Source organism: uncultured Roseibium sp. (assembly GCF_947499295.1).
In the GTDB taxonomy this organism is placed as follows: domain Bacteria; phylum Pseudomonadota; class Alphaproteobacteria; order Rhizobiales; family Stappiaceae; genus Roseibium.
In genome coordinates this window covers 228,928-246,560 of sequence record NZ_CANMNP010000004.1, presented here as the reverse complement: position 1 = coordinate 246,560, position 17,633 = coordinate 228,928, and the positions used below count along the sequence as shown (strand labels likewise).

At 57.1% G+C, this 17,633-nt stretch carries 15 protein-coding genes; 11 read left to right on the top strand and 4 right to left on the bottom strand.

Annotation, left to right across the window (positions count from 1 at the left end):
- Positions 1-20: 20 nt before the first annotated feature.
- The 4 genes from hrpB to Q0835_RS09465 all read right to left on the bottom strand — a co-directional run bounded on the left by hrpB (position 21) and on the right by Q0835_RS09465 (position 5,010).
- Positions 21-2,492: an ATP-dependent helicase HrpB gene (gene hrpB / locus Q0835_RS09480; protein WP_298960614.1), complete on the bottom strand. Its 2,472-nt coding sequence runs from the start codon at positions 2,490-2,492 to the stop codon at positions 21-23.
- Positions 2,493-2,501: 9 nt separating this feature from the next.
- Positions 2,502-3,542: an ROK family protein gene (locus tag Q0835_RS09475; RefSeq protein ID WP_298960611.1), complete on the bottom strand. Its 1,041-nt coding sequence runs from the start codon at positions 3,540-3,542 to the stop codon at positions 2,502-2,504.
- Positions 3,539-3,964 carry a methylglyoxal synthase gene (locus Q0835_RS09470; protein WP_298822107.1) on the bottom strand — a complete coding sequence of 142 codons (426 nt, stop codon included), beginning with the start codon at positions 3,962-3,964 and terminating at the stop codon, positions 3,539-3,541. Before Q0835_RS09470 ends, Q0835_RS09475 begins: the two co-directional genes overlap by 4 nt.
- Before the next feature lie 191 nt (positions 3,965-4,155).
- On the bottom strand, positions 4,156-5,010 hold the full coding sequence (locus Q0835_RS09465; protein ID WP_298960608.1) for a DUF1194 domain-containing protein: 855 nt from the start codon (positions 5,008-5,010) through the stop codon (positions 4,156-4,158).
- A 1,186-nt stretch (positions 5,011-6,196) separates the two neighbouring features.
- Here Q0835_RS09465 and Q0835_RS09460 point away from each other — a divergent pair.
- The 11 genes from Q0835_RS09460 (at position 6,197) to Q0835_RS09410 (ending at position 17,631) form a co-directional block, all read left to right on the top strand.
- A complete protein-coding gene (locus Q0835_RS09460; protein WP_298822109.1) occupies positions 6,197-7,147 on the top strand; it encodes a sugar-binding transcriptional regulator in 951 nt (316 codons plus the stop codon).
- Between the two features lie 86 nt (positions 7,148-7,233).
- Complete coding sequence (locus Q0835_RS09455) at positions 7,234-8,217, top strand: BMP family ABC transporter substrate-binding protein (protein WP_298822169.1); 984 nt, start codon at positions 7,234-7,236, stop codon at positions 8,215-8,217.
- A gap of 88 nt (positions 8,218-8,305) precedes the next feature.
- Positions 8,306-9,301, top strand: coding sequence for a BMP family ABC transporter substrate-binding protein (locus Q0835_RS09450; RefSeq protein ID WP_298960605.1), 996 nt, complete (start codon positions 8,306-8,308; stop codon positions 9,299-9,301).
- A 67-nt stretch (positions 9,302-9,368) separates the two neighbouring features.
- Positions 9,369-10,922 carry an ABC transporter ATP-binding protein gene (locus Q0835_RS09445; RefSeq protein ID WP_298960602.1) on the top strand — a complete coding sequence of 518 codons (1,554 nt, stop codon included), beginning with the start codon at positions 9,369-9,371 and terminating at the stop codon, positions 10,920-10,922.
- Entirely contained in the window at positions 10,919-12,025 is a 1,107-nt protein-coding gene (locus tag Q0835_RS09440; protein WP_298960599.1) for an ABC transporter permease, read from the top strand. Before Q0835_RS09445 ends, Q0835_RS09440 begins: the two co-directional genes overlap by 4 nt.
- Positions 12,026-12,027: 2 nt before the next feature.
- Positions 12,028-12,996: an ABC transporter permease gene (locus tag Q0835_RS09435; RefSeq protein ID WP_298822113.1), complete on the top strand. Its 969-nt coding sequence runs from the start codon at positions 12,028-12,030 to the stop codon at positions 12,994-12,996.
- Entirely contained in the window at positions 12,993-13,391 is a 399-nt protein-coding gene (locus Q0835_RS09430; protein WP_298822114.1) for a cytidine deaminase, read from the top strand. The genes Q0835_RS09435 and Q0835_RS09430 overlap by 4 nt, the downstream gene beginning before the upstream one ends.
- Before the next feature lie 6 nt (positions 13,392-13,397).
- Positions 13,398-14,207, top strand: coding sequence for a purine-nucleoside phosphorylase (locus Q0835_RS09425; RefSeq protein WP_298960596.1), 810 nt, complete (start codon positions 13,398-13,400; stop codon positions 14,205-14,207).
- Positions 14,204-14,986 carry a deoxyribose-phosphate aldolase gene (gene deoC, locus Q0835_RS09420; protein ID WP_298960593.1) on the top strand — a complete coding sequence of 261 codons (783 nt, stop codon included), beginning with the start codon at positions 14,204-14,206 and terminating at the stop codon, positions 14,984-14,986. The genes Q0835_RS09425 and deoC overlap by 4 nt, the downstream gene beginning before the upstream one ends.
- A gap of 23 nt (positions 14,987-15,009) precedes the next feature.
- Positions 15,010-16,326 carry a thymidine phosphorylase gene (gene deoA / locus Q0835_RS09415; RefSeq protein ID WP_298960591.1) on the top strand — a complete coding sequence of 439 codons (1,317 nt, stop codon included), beginning with the start codon at positions 15,010-15,012 and terminating at the stop codon, positions 16,324-16,326.
- A gap of 84 nt (positions 16,327-16,410) precedes the next feature.
- Positions 16,411-17,631: a phosphopentomutase gene (locus tag Q0835_RS09410; protein ID WP_298960588.1), complete on the top strand. Its 1,221-nt coding sequence runs from the start codon at positions 16,411-16,413 to the stop codon at positions 17,629-17,631.
- Positions 17,632-17,633 lie beyond the last annotated feature (2 nt).

Below are 17,633 nucleotides of genomic sequence, written 5' to 3'. Positions count from 1 at the left end.
GGACAATCAAAACAGCCAGGCTATTTCCCGCGCGGCTTCACCCGCCTTGTTGCTTCCGCAGACGTCGGATCATCCGGCCAGGGGTGCTTCGGGTAGCGTCCCTTCATGTCGGCCTTTACGTCTTTCCAGGACCCGGCCCAAAAACCGGGGAGGTCCTTGGTGATCTGGATCGGTCGCTGTGCGGGCGACAACAGTTCCAGGATCAGCGGCAGTTTGCCATCGCAAACGCTTGGATGGTGGGTCAGACCGAAAAGTTCCTGAACGCGGATCGAAAGCGTCGGGCCCGCCACCGCACCGTAGTCAATGGGAACTTTGCTGCCGGTCGGGGCTGTGAAGTGCGAGGGAGCAAGTGCATCAAGACGCGCCATGGCATCGAAAGGAAGCAAGACGCTGAGGGCGTTGCCGAGCACGGCCGCGTCGATTGCGTTGGTCCGTGTGATGCCAGCCAGAAAGGGTTGCAGCCAGCTCTCCGGTGTTTCACCAAGAAACTCGTCTGAAAGGTCGGGCAGATCTGACGCGCCGTTTGAGCGAGCGTAGTCAACCCGTCGGCGAAGCCGCCGCTGGTCCTTGCTCCAGTCAAGACGAGCGACACCACGGCGCCGTACTTCGTCGACAAGTGCTTTTTCGATTGCGTCCGAGTTCGGTGATTGAACGATAACTGCTTGCAGCTCAACGGCTTTGTAGCGTTTTACACGCCTTGCTTTGATCGCGCCTTCCGCCGTCAGTTGGACTTCGTCTTCCTTAACAATGTCGTCAGCAAAGAGATCCTCGATATCCGTTCTGGAAATCGGCGCACAAAGCTGGATGCGGCCGTTGGCGGCTTTTCCCTGTATATCCGCGACGGTGAGAAACGGTTCAGCTGCAAGAACGTGGCTGATGTCAAGTTCAGCACCGCGTCCGTTGGCAAGGCGGAAGCGCCCGGTCTTGCCACGGGCCTGTGCTACACGGTCAGGATAAGCGAGCGCCAAAAGAAATCCGGTGCTTTCAAGGTCGACGCCCGATCCTGACCCACCGGCCTGGCGCAGCCAGCGCGCGGCGAGTGTTCGCCCGTCTCTGGCGCGTTGTCCCTTGTCGTTGCGTACTGATCGCAGCCGGGTGCGAAGATCGGGATCTCTGCCGCCAAGCCCCGGCTCTGAAAGCAGCAGCGCGATCAGTGCGGCTGTCATCCCGAGATCTCGCGCAATCCCCTCCAGCAGCATATGTGCAAGACGGGGGTGAAGCGGCAGGTTTGCAAGCGCCTTTCCCGCAGGCGTCAGGCGCCCGGCACGATCGAGGGCATGCAAATCGGAGAGCAGGTTTCTGGCCTCATTCCAGGCAGCTGCCGGCGGTGGATCCATGAAACTGAGACTTGTTGGGTCAAGCGTACCCCAGGCAGCGAGATCCAGAACCAGTCCGGTAAGATCTGCCTCCAAGATCTCCGGTGCCTCTGTTTCCGGTAGGGCCGCCGTCTGCGCCTCGTCCCAAAGCCGGTAGCAGATGCCAGGTTCGGTTCGGCCGGCTCGGCCGCGGCGTTGATCGGCTGTTGCCCTGGATACACGCACGGTTTCAAGGCGCGTCAAACCGGTTTGTGGTTCATATCTTGGGACCCTTGCAAGACCGCTGTCAATGACCACGCGCACGCCTTCAATGGTGAGCGAAGTCTGTGCGATGGCACTTGCCAGAACAATCTTGCGGGTGCCGGACGCTGCGGGCTTGATTGCCGCATCCTGCGCCTTGGAGTCCAGGCCGCCATAAAGCGGCGAAACCGTGCAATCGGCGGGAAGGCTACCCGCCAGAAGATCAGCGGTTCGTTTGATTTCTCCCTGGCCGGGAAGGAATACCAGGACCGACCCATTTTCCTCCTGCACGGCCTGCCGAACCACGCGTGCGATTTGACGTTCTATGCGTTCGGTGGTTGACCGGCCGAGATAACGTGTTTCGACCGGAAAGCTGCGCCCTTTGCTTTCGATGACCGGAGCTGTTCCCAGAAGGTTTGCGACGCGGGCGGCATCCAGGGTGGCAGACATCGGCAGTAGGCGCAGATCGTCCCTGAGTGCAGACTGAACATCAACTGCGAGAGCCAGACCCAGGTCGCCGTCAAGCGAGCGCTCATGAAATTCGTCAAAAAGAACTGCAGCCACACCTGTCAGTTCCGGATCTTCCAGTATCAGCCGGGTGAACACACCTTCGGTGACGACTTCGATCCGTGTCTTCGCGCTGATTTTGGAGTCCATGCGAACCCGGTAACCGACTGTTTCGCCCGGCTTTTCGCCCAGCTCTTCGGCCATGCGCCGCGCTGCTGCCCGGGCCGCCAGTCGGCGAGGTTCGAGAACCAGTATCTTGCCGTCACCGCGCCAGGGTGCATCAAGAAGGGCAAGCGGAACACGCGTTGTCTTTCCAGCGCCCGGCTCAGCAACAAGTACGGCATTCGCGCTTTTTTCAAGCGCGTGCAGCAGGTCCGGCAATACGCCGTCTATCGGCAATGCGGTCTTGAAGCCAAGTGCGGAAGACATGGCTTCAGGTCAATTGTCGTTGGCGGAAACCGGTCCGTTCCATTGCCGTCCCTGCATGTCCACAGCGAAGGCGTCCGGTGTTCTTGCAAAGGACGCAAGCCCTTCCAGCGCAGGATTTGGATGGCGAACAATGAAGGTCGGTATCTTGGCCATCAGGACCTCATGCGGCGCTTTGGCCTCGAATGCGGCCCGGAATTTGACGTCAGTCAGAAATCGGGTGATCCGGGGTGTTACGCCACCGGTTAGATAAACCCCGCCACGGGACAAAACGGTCAGGGCGCAATCGCCGGCAACCCGGCCGAGGGCCCGTGCAAAGACTTCAAGCGTTTTGACGGCAACCGCGTCATTTTGTTCTGCCGCTTGCGTGATGCTTGCTGGTGTTTCCAATTGCCGCTCGGCCTGCATCCATTCTGCGACCGCGCGTGCAAGGCGGGGCAGTCCAGTGCCGCTGAGCAATTGTTCCGCGCCGATGCGGCCACCAACACGTTCGATATGCGGCCAGATTTCGAAGTCTTCCGTCGTAACGGGCCCGAGCTCCACGTGGCCGCCTTCACCAGGAACCGGTATCCAGGTCGCGGCAGCATGGATCATTGCAGCTGCCCCCAGTCCGGTGCCGGGGCCGAGTACAAACTTGGTGCTGGCCGGGCGGATCGTTCCGGATCCCACCTGTTCGACGTCTTCACCTGCATAGCCGGGCAGGGCGAGAGCCTGTGCTTCGAAATCATTCAGGACGACAACCTCTTCAAGGCCCAGTTCCGATATCATCTTCAGCGGTTCAATTACCCACGCCGCATTGGTCAGCGGAATTTTGTCGCCCGTAACGGGACCGGCCACCGCAATGATCGCTGTACGCGGTTTGATGTCTGTTTCCGGGAAAACGGTGCCACGAATTGCGGAACAGATATCGACATGGTCGGCGGTTGCTGTCTTGCCGCACATACGGGTCGGTGCGTCTGGTCCATCGACAAGCGCAAAGCGGGCATTCGTACCGCCAATGTCGGCGACCAGAACCGGATAGGCAAAAGCCTTGGAACTTTCAGAAAAACTCATGATGCTTTGGAGCCAACTTCAGGGGTCTCGGACGTTGTCTGCAGTCCGGTAAGGCGGGCGGAACGCAGTAAGATGTCAGCGGTTGATGGATTAAGAGCCATTGGCATGTCGTAAACGGTCGCAAGGCGCATCAAAGCCTTGACGTCGACATCGTGAGGCATGGGAGAAAGCGGGTCGACAAAAAAGATTAGGCCTTGCAATTTGCCTTCCGCGATCATGGCGCCGAGTTGCTGATCGCCTCCCAGCGGACCGCTTTTCAGCCTTGTCAGCTTGAGCGACGGGCAGGCCTCCAATATTCGGCCGCCTGTCGTGCCCGTTCCCACCAGATCAAACGCTGCAAGTTTGTCCTCATGCCGCTTGGCAAACTCGACCATAGCGTCCTTTTTGGCATCGTGCGCAACAAGTGCGAGCGTAGCTGGCATGGAGTGTCCTTTTGTTCAGTGGCGTGCGGCGGGATGTGTTTAGCCCCATTGATCCGATTGCGCAAAGGCAGATCCGCAGTTTATGCAAGATCTGCGCGAATGTAATCGATTACTTCAGGCGTTGTACAAGGAAAAAAAGCCGCGCTCCGGTTGGGAGCACGGCCTTTGAAACTGGCGAAGACGTGGCTGGGTTAGTCGAAGAGGTCACACCGGATGCGTTCGCGTCCCGAAGCTTTCTGGACAAGGGGTGCGGGCTTCGGCAAATGGAGCCCAGCAATTTCCATGACCAGCTTCATCCGGATTGCATCGGCAAACCCTTCCTGTGACCTGACAGGAATGGCAAAGGAGCCCGGGCCCCCGATCACGCAGTCCTCGTAGTAATGATCGAGGTGCAGCATGGCCTGCCAGGTGTTCTTGTTGGATTTCATCATAAGCGGAAGGCCGTTGATCGTAACTCCTGCGGCGATCATGCGGTCACGCATCTCCGTCACGGAACCACCTTGGTTGTTCGGACCGTCCCCCGAAATGTCGATGACCTGGCGCAGGCCGGTATATTCGTTGCCTTGCACCAGTTGAACGGACTTTTCCAGGGCAGACGCTATAGATGTGCGCTGAACCTGCCTGAGCGGTGCCTCAGCGATCTTGGAAGCAAAATGAGAGGCAGAGGAGGCGTCTTGGATCACGGTCCATTCGGCGACGATGAAGTGTTCGTCAACGCCGCCCCATTCCATGTAGGTGACTGCAACTCGGCCGATGGGGCCAACTTGAATGGCGTCAAGAAATTCGCTTGATGTGAGCGCGGCAACATATCCGGCTCGCTGAACTTCCTGTTCTTCCGTATCCATGGATTGGGAGATGTCGACGGCCAGCACAAGTTCGACGTCGACTTCCTTGGCTGGGTCATAACTGTAGGCTGTCGAAGAGGTCAGGACCGGTCGAAAATCACGGGCGGCCGAAGGTGCGGCGAAAATAATGGCCGCACAGAAGAGGGACAGTATTGCAGAGACTGTCTGTGCACAGAGTTTCGTCATTTTGTCGAGACGCATTGTTTTCTCCTTATGTCAGCCTTTCGGCTGGTTGCCACGTCTCCCCTGTTATTTTGTCGTTGTATTCCTCATCTAAACATCCCTCGTAATTATTCACGAGGAACGGGCGAATGCCTTGGCTCAGCTTGATATTTTACTTAGCAAGCTACATGCCAACCGTAGCGTAATTCGGGTTGGCTGGCAAAATGAATGTGCACGGAGTGCGGCTTCTATCCACAGGTGGTGAGCCCGGGCTTGAATTGCTAGGCAAAATTTTCTGACCGGCCATCCGGCAATAGATTACCTATACGTAAGCTCATGAAATTACGGTTTGATCTGCTGTGTTTGATGGCTTCAATTTATTTTGAGCGACGGCATGGGGAGAAGAAAAACCGCGACTGTCGCAAGTGATCGCAAAGAAGGCGCTTTGGATGTGTCGCGTGGTCAAGCAAAATTGGTTAATCAAGTGTTAACCTTAAAGGGAAGTCGCTCAAATCCGAATTGAACATGGATCCCGTTCCAAAGCTGTATTTCAGCCTTTGTCTTTTGGTGGCAAAATAACTTGATTCCCGGTCTGAATGCTTGTGGGGATGCAGCTGCTTTGGCGTTTCCTTCGCGAAGGGTTCTGCCGGCCGAACGAGGAAGTTGGTCTCCCAGTTTGCCCCCATTGAACGACGATCTGTTAAGTCGAGTGGCTCGGGCCGGAAGTTCCTTCTATGTCAATGAATGTGCCGCGTTGGCCGGTTTGTTCTTTAAGAATAAAGGCCTCACGTGTTGCGGCAAGCCGATTGCTAAATGAAGGGGGCTGTCGGGTCCTTTTTGCGAAATCGGAGGGTGGGTCCCCGGTGAGGCGGCAGAATTTGCCCAATGACTGGGCAACATTTTCCGGCTTTTGTTGCAGATTGACGTTGTCTGGGCAGATTTTTCCGTCCCGTAGTCGGTGGCGCTCCTGCGATCTGCTGCTTTAAAATGCGCCCTTTGGCCAGAATTTCGGCAGTTTTTTAGTTGACGGCAGCAGCAAGGCTGGTCATGATCTGAATAAATTCTCACTATGTGAAGAATTTTTCGGTAGCCCGGAAAGCCGGGCCCGCAAAGACAAGGCTCCAAAGAGAGCATGGCGCAGCCACCGCTTGCCTGAAAAGGGTGCGCGGCAGAGGGGAAGGTTTCGACGCGGATGCAGGCGCGCGACGACGACTGGACATCATACATGGCGATACGTGCGGCCTGGTTGTCGTTCGTGGGCGGCCGGACGCAAGGCGAAATCGCTTCCCAGCTCGGTGTTTCTCCTGCCAAGGTTCACCGCCTCATCGCACATGCCCAGCGTGAGGGCTATGTGAAGTTCCAGGTGGATGGCCGGCCCATGGAATGCCTGAAGCTGGAAAAAGAACTTTCCCACCACTTCGACCTGACAAATTGTATCGTGGCTCCGGATCTGGGCGGCGGTGACGACGAAAGCGCGTTGAGAGCTGTGGCGGTATCCGCAGCACAGTTTCTGTCTGGCCTCTTGAGCGGTACAAGTGTCAGTCGGCTTGGTGTGGGTATGGGGCGTACGTTGACCGCCGCCGTTGAAGCTTTGCCGAAGGTTTCGCGGTCAGACCTGGAAATCATGTCGATCTGTGGATCGCTCACCCGCACGCTTGCCGCAAACCCCTATGACATTGTGCAGAAGATGCAGGAACGCACTGGCGGTATCGGCTACTACCTGCCTGTGCCTTACTTTGCCGAAAATCAGGACGAGAGGGCAATGTTCCTCACCCAGCGCAGTGTTCAGGACCTGATGGAGCGCGCGCGTCAATCGGATGCATTTCTAATCGGAATTGGTTCGGTTGAAAATGAGGGTCACCTGGTTCAGCGCGGCATGATTACCAAGACAGAGCAGGAAGGGCTGCTTTCAGGGGGCGCCGTGTGCGACCTGATGGGCCGGTTCTTGACGATTGACGGAGAATTGGCGCCGGACCCGCTTGGCGATTGTGCCGTGGGTCTGCATTTTGAGGAAGTGCGTGGGCGCAGACTGATTGCGCTGGTGGGCGGAGAGAGCAAGGTGGATGCCACGCTTGCGGCTCTGCGCACCGGTGTCATTACCGACCTTGTGACAGACGAGACCCTTGCGAGGGCTTTGAGTGCACGGGTCGGATCGCAACTGGCACAGTCCGCGTGAATGCGGCTGGGTCACGAGGGGAAATGGGCAAGCTGAACGCAAAGCCCTGCATGTCGGAGGACATAAACGTGAAAAAGCTTCTTACCATGGGCACGGCGCTCGCCGGTCTGGCCTTTTCTGTCGCTGGTGCGATGGCGGCTGATATCAAGCCGGCAGTGCTCTACGACCTTGGTGGTCGTTTTGACAAGTCGTTCAACGAAGCAGCCTACACGGGTGCTGAGAAGTTCAAGGAAGACAACGGCGTCGAATATCGTGACTTTGAAATTCAGAACGACAGCCAGCGCGAGCAGGCTCTGCGCAACTTCGCAAAGCGCGGCATGAGTCCGATCGTTGCGATCGGTTTCTCGCAAGCCAACGCTGTCGAGAAAGTTGCTAAGGAATTCCCAGACCTTCAGTTCGCTATCGTCGACATGGTTGTGGATCTGCCGAATGTACGTTCCATCCTCTTCAAGGAGCAAGAAGGTTCCTATGTTGTTGGCATGCTGGCGGCAATGGCTTCCGAAACCGGCAAAGTCGGTTTCGTTGGCGGCATGGACATCCCGTTGATCAGCAAATTCGCTTGCGGCTACAAGCAGGGTGTCAAATCCGTCAATGCCGACGCTGAAATCTTCGAAAACATGACCGGCACCACCGGTGCGGCCTGGAACGATCCGGTCAAGGGCGGCGAGCTGGCAAAGTCACAATTCGATCGTGGCGCTGATGTTGTCTATCACGCGGCCGGCGGTACGGGCATTGGCGTTCTTCAGGCAGCAGCTGATGCTGGCAAGCTCGGTATCGGCGTCGACAGCAACCAGAATGCGCTGCATCCCGGTTCCGTTCTGACATCAATGCTGAAACGCGTCGACATTGCCGTTTATCAGGCGTTTGAAGATGCTCAGAACGATACATGGTCCTCTGGCTTTGAAGTCCTCGGCCTCAAAGAGGGCGGCGTCGACTGGGCACTGGACGATCACAATGCAGAACTCGTCAATGATGAAATGAAGGCAGCTGTTGAGCTTGCCTCTCAGAAAATCATCTCAGGTGAGATCGAAGTCCACGACTATATGTCCGACCAGTCCTGCCCGTTCTAAAGCGGTACCAGACATTGGCCTCCGCGATTTTCCGCGGGGGCCATTCCATGAATTTCAAGACCGCTCAACCAGCGTTGCGGGGAGCCGGATGTTCTCTTTCAGGTCAGTTCTTTTTTCCGCTTTGATGGCCACTACGGTCTCAGCCACGTCCACTCTGGCCGATCCGGCCATCGTCTATTCGGTTGGCGGCAAGTTCGATGGTTCCTTCAATGAAAGCGCCTTCACGGGAGTAAAGCGTTTTCAGGAGGCCAGCGGCGAGAGTGTTCGTGAATTCGAACTCGAGCGGGATGCCCAAAGCCTGCAGGCGCTGCGCAATTTTGCCAGCCGGGGCAGCTCGCCGGTTGTGGCCATAGGGTTCAATCAGGCCAATGCGCTTGACCAGGTAGCGCCAACCTTTCCGGAAACGGACTTCGCGATTGTCGACATGGTCGTCGACCAGCCAAATGTCCGCTCGTATGTCTTTAAGGAGCATGAAGGCGCCTATATCGGGGGGCTGCTCGCAGCCATGGCGTCAAAAAGCGGAACCATAGGCTTTGTTGGTGGTATGGATATCCCGATCATTCAGCGGTTCCTCTGCGGGTACAAACAAGGTGCTCTTGATGCAAACTCTGACATCAGGGTTGTCTCGAACATGACCGGCGACACCCCGGCCGCATTTGCTGATCCGGTGCGCGGCGGAGAACTGGCAACAGGTCAGATCCAGCAAGGTGCGGACGTCATTATACAGGCTGCCGGCGGCACCGGCATCGGTGTTCTACAGGCGGCGGCAGACGCTGGCATTTTAGGTGTCGGCACGGATAGCAATCAGAACGGACTGCACCCGGGTAAGGTGCTGACATCCATCCGCAAGCGGTTAGACAACGCTGTTTTCGACAGTTTCACTTCCGCCAAGAACGGTGATTTCAAACCCGGCATTCAAGTGCTGGGTGTTGCCGACGGCGGCATGGACTGGGTTCTGGATGACAACAACAAGGATCTGATCACATCGGAGATGAAAGTTGCTGCCGATAAGGCGGTCGCCGGAATTTCGGACGGATCGATCAACGTTCACGACGTCGTTGCTGACGGAAAGTGTCCTTTCTGAGCGAAAGGCCCGTCAACGGTGAGGGGGCAAGAATGATAAGCAAGATATGTCAGGCCTGGGGGAAGGCATGAGCGACACGCCGGCAATTGAACTGCGCAAGATCAACAAGAGTTTTGGGCCGGTCCACGCCAACAAGGATATCGACCTTGTTGTGAAGAAGGGCTCAATTCATGGCATCATTGGGGAAAACGGCGCGGGCAAATCAACGCTCATGTCCATTCTCTATGGCTTTTATGCAGCTGATGATGGCGACATTCTCATCAATGGCGAAAAGGTCACCATTTCAGATTCCAAGGCTGCCATCGGAATGGGGATCGGCATGGTTCACCAGCATTTCATGTTGGTCGACAATTTCTCCGTGCTGGAAAACGTTGTCCTTGGGGCGGAAGACAGTGCGTTGCTGGCCGGCGGATTGTCGCGCGCACGCACCACGCTCAAGCATCTTGAAGACGAATATGAGCTGCGCGTCGATCCCGATGCGTTGATCCAGGACCTGCCAGTGGGATTGCAGCAAAGGGTCGAAATCCTGAAAGCGCTTTATCGCAGTGCTGAGGTCTTGATCCTGGACGAGCCGACCGGGGTCCTGACACCAGCTGAGGCTGATCACCTCTTCAAGATCCTTGAAGTCCTGAAGAACGAGGGCAAGACGGTTCTTTTGATCACCCATAAGCTGCGCGAAATCATGAAAGTGACGGATACCGTTTCCGTCATGCGGCGCGGTGAAATGGTCGCAACGCGCGAAACTGCGAAGACCTCGATGGAAGAGTTGGCCGAACTGATGGTTGGCAGAAGCGTCCTTCTGCGGGTCGACAAGGACCCGGCCACCCCGGAAGCGCCGGTCATGGAAGTTGAAAACCTGACCGTGACCGACAGCCGCGGTGTGCAGGTGGTGAAAGATGTCAGCTTTACCGTGCGTGCAGGCGAGATCGTCGGCATCGCGGGTGTGTCGGGCAACGGACAGTCGGAACTGCTTGAAACCTTGTGCGGTATTCGCAGGGCGACCAGCGGCACATTGAAGATAAACGGTGAAACGATCGATCTTGGCACGAGCAGGCTGGACGCTGCCGATATGCGCGCCAAAAGCATGGGGCACGTGCCGGAAGACAGGCACCGGATGGGGTTGATCAACTCCTTTTATGAGTATGAAAACTCCATACTCGGCTATCACCGGGATCCGGCCTATTCGAAGGGCGTCTTGATGGATCTTGGCGCGATCAAGAAAAACGCCGTCGCCGAAATAGAAAAATACGATATCCGACCCCCGAATCCGATGCTGAAAACGGCCAACTTTTCCGGTGGCAATCAGCAGAAGATCGTGCTTGCCCGCGAGATCGAGCGCGATCCTGAAGTCTTGTTGGTCGGGCAACCAACGCGCGGCGTCGATATCGGTGCAATCGAGTTCATACACCGCCGCCTGGTAGAAATGCGAGACGCAGGTAAGGGGGTATTGCTCGTGTCCGTTGAGCTGGATGAAATTCGCGCGCTCTCGGACAGAGTTCTAGTGATGTTTGACGGCAAGATTGTCGGCGAACGAGGCGCAAATGCAGAAGAAGGCGAACTTGGCCTGCTGATGGCCGGTGTTGAAGACAACCAAACCGCGGCAGCAGGAGGCGCTCAATGAATTCCGGACAGCTTCCCCGCTGGGCCGACTATGGCCTTATTCCGTTTCTGAACCTGGCCGCTGCCTTTCTGGTTTCGGGTCTTGTTGTGGTTCTGATTGGCGAAAACCCCCTGGAGGCCGTGAAGATCCTCGTATGGGGGTCCCTCGGCTATGGTGAAGGCATCGGCTTCACGCTGTTTTATGCCACGAACTTCATTTTTACCGGTCTTGCCGTCGCCGTTGCGTTTCATGCCGGGCTCTTCAATATCGGTGGTGAAGGCCAGGCGTATATAGGTGGTCTCGGCGTGGCCTTTGCCTGCCTCGCACTGGACCAATATGTGCCCTGGTACGTAACGCTGCCCTTTGCAATCCTTGGGTCCGCCATGATGGGCGCAGCCTGGGCCTTGATCCCTGGCTGGCTGCAGGCAACGCGCGGCAGTCACGTTGTTATCACGACGATCATGTTCAACTTCATTGCGTCGTCGCTCATGGTCTATCTGCTGAACAACATCTTGAAGAAACCCGGTTCGATGCAATCGGAAACCCGCACTTTTGAGGAAGGCGGCCGCCTGCCGTTCCTCAATGACATTTTTCCGTCCTTCGGCTTCGGCTATGCGCCAGTCAACCTGTCGCTGTTCGTTGCGCTGGGGGCCTGCGTCCTTGTCTGGCTGCTGATATGGAGGACAAAACTCGGGTTTGAAATCCGCTCCTTCGGAGCCAATGCAACAGCAGCCGTCTATGCGGGCATTTCACCCGTGAAGACGATTGTGGTCACAATGCTGATTTCCGGCGGTCTCGCCGGCATGATGGCAATCAACGAAATCATGGGATCTCAGCATCGGCTTTTGATCGATTTTGTGACAGGTTACGGCTTTGTCGGCATCGCGGTCGCGCTTATGGGCCGCGCCCACCCGGTCGGTATCGTTCTCGCAGCGGTGCTGTTTGGAATGCTTTATCAAGGAGGTGCGGAATTATCCTTCGAGATGCCAAGCATCACGCGTGATATGATAATCGTGATTCAAGGTCTTGTTATTCTGTTCGCCGGGGCACTGGAACACATGTTCCGGCCAACGATTGTCCGATTGTTTACGCCCTCAAGGGCCCTCAAGGCGAAGGAGGCGTAGACATGTTCGAAGTTCTGATCCTGACACTTGATTCCACTGTCCGTCTTTCAACTCCACTGCTTCTGGCATGTCTGGCCGGTCTTTATTCTGAACGCTCCGGCGTCGTTGACATCGGCCTTGAAGGCAAGATGCTGGGAGCCGCTTTCGGGGCCGGTGCCGTTGCCTACATCACTGCAAACGCCTGGCTTGGCCTGATGGCCGGCATTGCCGTTTCCGTCGCTCTTGGGCTGTTGCACGGCTTTGCCTCGATCACCAATCGCGGCAACCAGATCGTTTCCGGTGTCGCCATCAATTTCCTGGCGGCAGGCCTGACGGCACTTCTCGGCCAGACATGGTTCCAGCAAGGTGGGCGGACACCGTCCCTGCCGGATGGTGGACGTTTCAAGGATGTCGTCTGGCCGTTTGCCGAGCAGATCCGCGAGGTGCCGTTTATCGGTCCGCTCTATGGCGAGTTGATTTCGGGACATAACCTCCTGGTCTATTCAGCCTTTCTTGCTGTACCGCTCACTTGGTGGGTTCTGTTCCGCAGCCGTTTCGGCTTGCGCCTGCGCGCGGTCGGCGAAAGTCCAGCCGCTGTGGATACAGCGGGCATTTCCGTCACCTGGCTGCGCTATCGTGCTGTTATCGCCTGCGGCATCCTGTGTGGATTTGCAGGTGCTTATCTATCGATCGCTCAGGGCTCGGGCTTTGGTGTGAACATGACTGCGGGCAAGGGCTTTATTGCACTGGCCGCGCTCATTTTTGCCAAGTGGCGTCCGGCCAGCGCAATGTTTGCCTGCCTGCTCTTCGGTTTTCTGGATGCTGTTTCCATCCGAATGCAGGGGCAGGAGATACCCGGGATTGGTGAAATTCCCGTCCAGTTCTTCCAGGCTCTGCCATACATCCTCACCGTGATCCTCCTGGCTGGCTTCATCGGCAAGGCGATCCCTCCAAAGGCAGCAGGTATCCCGTATCTGAAGGAACGTTCATGAGCGATGTGAACGCCCTCTTTGAAGCCGCCAGGGCGGTCCGCGAAAAGGCCTATGCGCCGTATTCGAATTTCCTTGTCGGGGCCGCATTGCGGACCCCGGACGGGAATGTCTTCACCGGGTGCAATGTTGAAAACGCTTCTTATCCGGTGAGCGTTTGTGCGGAAGGCGGCGCCGTCAGTGCTATGATCGCGGCCGGCCAACGCCAGATCGCCGAGGCGGTTGTGATTGGCGATGCGGCTTTATGCACACCTTGCGGCATGTGCCGTCAGCGTTTGAAGGAATTCGGCACGGACGATCTGATCGTCCATGTCGCCGACTTAAACGGCATCCGACGCAGTTTCACAATTGATGAGCTGCTGCCGGCTGCATTTGAACTCGAAGACAAGAAGGACTGACCCTCCATGAGTGGTTACGGCCGTGAATGTGCGGATATTGTCCGCGCTGCCCGTCAGGGATCCTACAAGATTGGCATGATCCTTGGATCCGGTCTCGGAGCGCTAGCCGAGGAAATTGAAGACGCTGTGCGAATTCCTTATTCGCATCTGACCGAGTTTCCGATCTCCACTGTGACGTCTCATTCCAGCGAACTGGTAGCAGGTTCGCTCGCAGGTGTTCCTGTGGTGATCCTTTCTGGACGCGCGCACTATTATGAGAGCGGTGATCCGACGGTGATGCGTACACCTGTTGAAACACTGAAGGAACTTGGCTGCGAGATCCTGCTTGCAACCAATGCGGCGGGTTCACTGCGGGAAGAGGTTGCGCCGGGGTCTCCGATGCTGATTTCCGACCATATCAACTGGTCCGGCAAGAACCCGCTGATCGGCGAGGAAGACGAAAAGCGCTTTCTCGACATGAGTGCCGCGTATGACCCAGAACTTCGAGCCGCCATGAAAAAGGTGGCAGCTGAAACCGGAGATCCGGTCGCGGAAGGGGTCTATATGTGGTTCTCCGGCCCCTCTTTTGAGACGCCTGCCGAAATTCGTCTGGCCAAGGTGCTGGGGGCTGATGCGGTCGGCATGTCCACGGTTCCGGAAGTCATCATGGCAAGGTTCCTGGGGTTGAGAGTGGCCGCGATGTCGATCGTCACGAACTACGGTGCGGGCTTGCAGGCCCATGCGCTGTCACACGATGAAACCAAATCGGTTGCCCTTCAGGGCATGGAACGGATGAAAGAGCTGGTGCGGGCATTTGTGAAGGAGGTCGGTGAATGAGTGACATGATCGAAATCGCAGCGCGTGCTCTCGGATTGGTTGATCTCACCAATTTGAATGACGATTGCACCGCTGAGGATATCACCAAACTGTGCGCGCGCACGGTCACAGACCACGGCTCTGTCGCAGCCGTTTGTGTCTGGCCGCGCTTTGTTGCGCAGGCCGCCAAGGAACTGACAGGCACAGGTGTCAAAGTGGCGACTGTCGTCAACTTTCCAGCCGGCGGTGAAGATACGGAGGCGGTGATTGCGGAAACCAGACAGGCGATTGCCGATGGTGCAGACGAAGTCGACCTGGTCATGCCGTACAAGGCCTTTGTCTCAGGCAGGAAGGGTTTTGCCGAAGAGCAGATCATTCGCATCAGGGCTGTTATCCCGGAAGGAGTACTCTTGAAGGTGATCCTGGAGACCGGCGAGATCAAGGACCCGCTGCTGATCCATGCTGCGTCAAACCTGGCCATTAATGCTGGCGCAGATTTCATCAAGACCTCGACCGGCAAGGTTGCCGTCAACGCGACCCTCGAAGCTGCGGAAATCATGCTGACCGCGATTGAGGAGGCCCGCCGGGACGATGGGGAACGCGTCATCGGCTTCAAGCCTGCCGGAGGCATCAAGACCGCTGAAGATGCCGCAGCGTATCTGGCCGTCGCTGACAGGATCATGGGCCACAACTGGGTATCGGCGCATACGTTCCGTTTCGGTGCGAGCGGATTGCTGGATTCCCTGATTTCCACGATCGAAGGTCAGGAAATCGTCGATCACTCCCATCACGGCTACTAGGACGGCTTCAAGAAGGACAAAAAATGCTGCCGCAAGAAATTATCCGGAAAAAGCGCGACGGGGGAACGCTCGACGCGGAGGAGATCGCATTCTTCGTCAAGGGGCTCGCTGACGGTTCGGTTACGGAAGGCCAGGTCTCGGCGCTTGCAATGGCGGTCTTTTTCAAGGGACTGACCGTGGACGAGCGCGTGGCGCTCACCCTCGCCATGCGCGATAGCGGTGATGTCCTGGACTGGTCGGATGTCGACGCGCCTGTTCTCGACAAACACTCGACAGGTGGCGTTGGTGACAATGTCTCACTCATGCTTGCCCCGGCGCTCGCAGCCTGTGGTGCGGCCGTGCCGATGATTTCTGGCCGAGGTCTTGGACACACTGGCGGTACGCTCGACAAGTTCGACAGCATTCCGGGCTATCAGACACAACCGGACAATGTGCTGTTCAAGAAAGTGGTGAAGGAAGTTGGCTGCGCGATCATTGGCCAGACTGGAAACCTCGCACCCGCTGACAAGCGGTTTTATGCCATTCGGGATGTAACAGGTACCGTGGAGAGTGTGGATCTCATCACGGCTTCAATCTTGTCGAAGAAACTGGCGGCGGGTTTGCAAGGTCTGGTGCTCGACGTCAAATGGGGCACGGGGGCTTTCATGGCGAGCCTGGAAGAAGCGCGTACGCTGGCGGAAAGTCTTGTGCTCGTTGCAAATGGCGCCGGACTGAAGACCACTGCGCTTCTCACCGACATGAATGAGCCCCTTGCATCTGCCGCCGGAAATGCTGTCGAGATGCAAAATGCGGTCGATTTTCTCAAAGGTACCGCCGTCGACAATCGGTTGTGGGACGTCACTGTGGCACAAGGTGGAGAACTGCTCGCATCAGGTCGTCTTGCGGCCTCCGCTGAGGATGGTTCACGGATGATGCGCCAGGCCTTTGAAAGCGGCAGGGCAGCGGAGAAATTCGGCCAGATGGTCAGCGCTCTCGGCGGGCCGGCAGACTTCCTCGAAAAAGCTGAACTTTATTTGCCGAAGGCCCCAGTCGTGGCTCCGGTTTATGCCCAGCATGATGGGGTTGTCACACAGGTGGATGCACGGGCCGTTGGCGTCGCCGTGGTGGCGCTTGGCGGCGGGCGTACGGCTGCTGCGGACGTCATCGATCATTCGGTTGGTCTCACCAGCTTGGCCGGTGTCGGCAACGCGGTCGATGCCGATGCGCCTCTTGCAATTGTGCATGCCAAGTCGGAGGCGGCTGCAGAAGCGACGGCTGCAGCCCTGCGCGAAGCCTATTCGGTCGGATCTGCGCGCGACGTCGTCGACCGTCAGAGTGTCGTCGACCGCATCGCTCCTTAAACGGCGACTAACGGTTGGCAAATGGTTGCCAGCCGCTCACCGGTCATTGAAGAACCGGCAACAACAACAACTGAGGAGATGCCCATGCCTCGTGCAATTCTGTGCGTATTGGACAGTTTCGGCATTGGCGGCGCGGCGGACGCCGAAGCGTTCGGCGATGCTGGATCCGACACATTGGGTCACATTGCCGAGCAGTGTGCGGCCGGAAAGGCAGACAAGGATGGACTGCGCAGCGGTCCCTTGAACGTGCCCAATATGGACAGGCTCGGTCTGGGCGCTGCCGGAACGCTGTCGACAGGCAAGGAAATTCCCGGGCTCGATTTTTCAGGGGACCCCGAGGGACTCTGGGGCTATGCGGCTGAGGTTTCAAACGGCAAGGACACGCCATCCGGGCATTGGGAAATTACCGGTGTTCCGGTTCGGTTCGACTGGGGCTATTTTCCTGAAACGGTGCCGACATTTCCGCAGGAGCTGATTGAAAAAATCAGTGAAAAAGCAGGAATGAACGGGATTCTTGGCAACAAACATGCTTCGGGTACCGTCATCATTGCCGAACTTGGTGAAGAGCATGTCAGTACGGGCAAGCCGATTTTCTACACCTCAGCAGATTCTGTCATCCAGATTGCCGCACATGAAGATCACTATGGCCTCGACAAGCTTTATGAGCTTTGTGAGATCACGCGTGAATTCGCAGACGCCTACAATATTGGACGCGTGATTGCCCGGCCATTTGTCGGAGACAGTGCCGACACATTCGAGCGGACTGCCAACAGACGTGACTACTCGGTTCTGCCTCCTGAACCGACACTTTTGGACCGGCTGACATCGGCGGGCCGAACTGTTTTTGGCATTGGCAAGATCTCGGACATCTTTGCGCATCAGGGCGTCTCCAAGGTCTTGAAAGGTGCCGGAAACGACCAGCTCTTCGACAAGACGCTCGAAGCCATGGAAATGGCACAGGATGGAGATCTTGTGTTTGCAAATTTCATCGATTTTGACTCGCTCTATGGCCACCGACGTGATGTCCCTGGCTACGCCGCCGCACTTGAGCATTTCGACCGTCGACTGCCCGAGATGGTTGCCGCTCTGCGTGAAGGCGATCTGTTGCTACTGACTGCAGACCATGGCTGTGATCCGACTTGGAAGGGGACCGACCACACGCGTGAGAACGTGCCTGTAATCGGATGCGGTCCGGGAATTTCAGGGCGCAGCGTCGGTGGGCGCAAGACTTACGCCGATATCGGCGAGAGCATCGCAGTTCATCTGAATGTCGCCACCGGTCCAAACGGTGCCAGTTTTCTGTAGTC

Coding starts and splice junctions, on each gene's coding strand:
- Q0835_RS09430 (WP_298822114.1), top strand. CDS start 12,993: ATGAGCGATGTGAACGCCCTCTTTGAAGCCGCCAGGGCGGTCCGCGAA.
- Q0835_RS09425 (WP_298960596.1), top strand. CDS start 13,398: ATGAGTGGTTACGGCCGTGAATGTGCGGATATTGTCCGCGCTGCCCGT.
- Q0835_RS09410 (WP_298960588.1), top strand. CDS start 16,411: ATGCCTCGTGCAATTCTGTGCGTATTGGACAGTTTCGGCATTGGCGGC.
- Q0835_RS09435 (WP_298822113.1), top strand. CDS start 12,028: ATGTTCGAAGTTCTGATCCTGACACTTGATTCCACTGTCCGTCTTTCA.
- deoA (WP_298960591.1), top strand. CDS start 15,010: ATGCTGCCGCAAGAAATTATCCGGAAAAAGCGCGACGGGGGAACGCTC.
- Q0835_RS09465 (WP_298960608.1), bottom strand. CDS start 5,010: ATGCGTCTCGACAAAATGACGAAACTCTGTGCACAGACAGTCTCTGCA.
- Q0835_RS09445 (WP_298960602.1), top strand. CDS start 9,369: ATGAGCGACACGCCGGCAATTGAACTGCGCAAGATCAACAAGAGTTTT.
- hrpB (WP_298960614.1), bottom strand. CDS start 2,492: ATGTCTTCCGCACTTGGCTTCAAGACCGCATTGCCGATAGACGGCGTA.
- Q0835_RS09450 (WP_298960605.1), top strand. CDS start 8,306: ATGTTCTCTTTCAGGTCAGTTCTTTTTTCCGCTTTGATGGCCACTACG.
- deoC (WP_298960593.1), top strand. CDS start 14,204: ATGAGTGACATGATCGAAATCGCAGCGCGTGCTCTCGGATTGGTTGAT.
- Q0835_RS09470 (WP_298822107.1), bottom strand. CDS start 3,964: ATGCCAGCTACGCTCGCACTTGTTGCGCACGATGCCAAAAAGGACGCT.
- Q0835_RS09475 (WP_298960611.1), bottom strand. CDS start 3,542: ATGAGTTTTTCTGAAAGTTCCAAGGCTTTTGCCTATCCGGTTCTGGTC.
- Q0835_RS09455 (WP_298822169.1), top strand. CDS start 7,234: ATGGGCACGGCGCTCGCCGGTCTGGCCTTTTCTGTCGCTGGTGCGATG.
- Q0835_RS09460 (WP_298822109.1), top strand. CDS start 6,197: ATGGCGATACGTGCGGCCTGGTTGTCGTTCGTGGGCGGCCGGACGCAA.
- Q0835_RS09440 (WP_298960599.1), top strand. CDS start 10,919: ATGAATTCCGGACAGCTTCCCCGCTGGGCCGACTATGGCCTTATTCCG.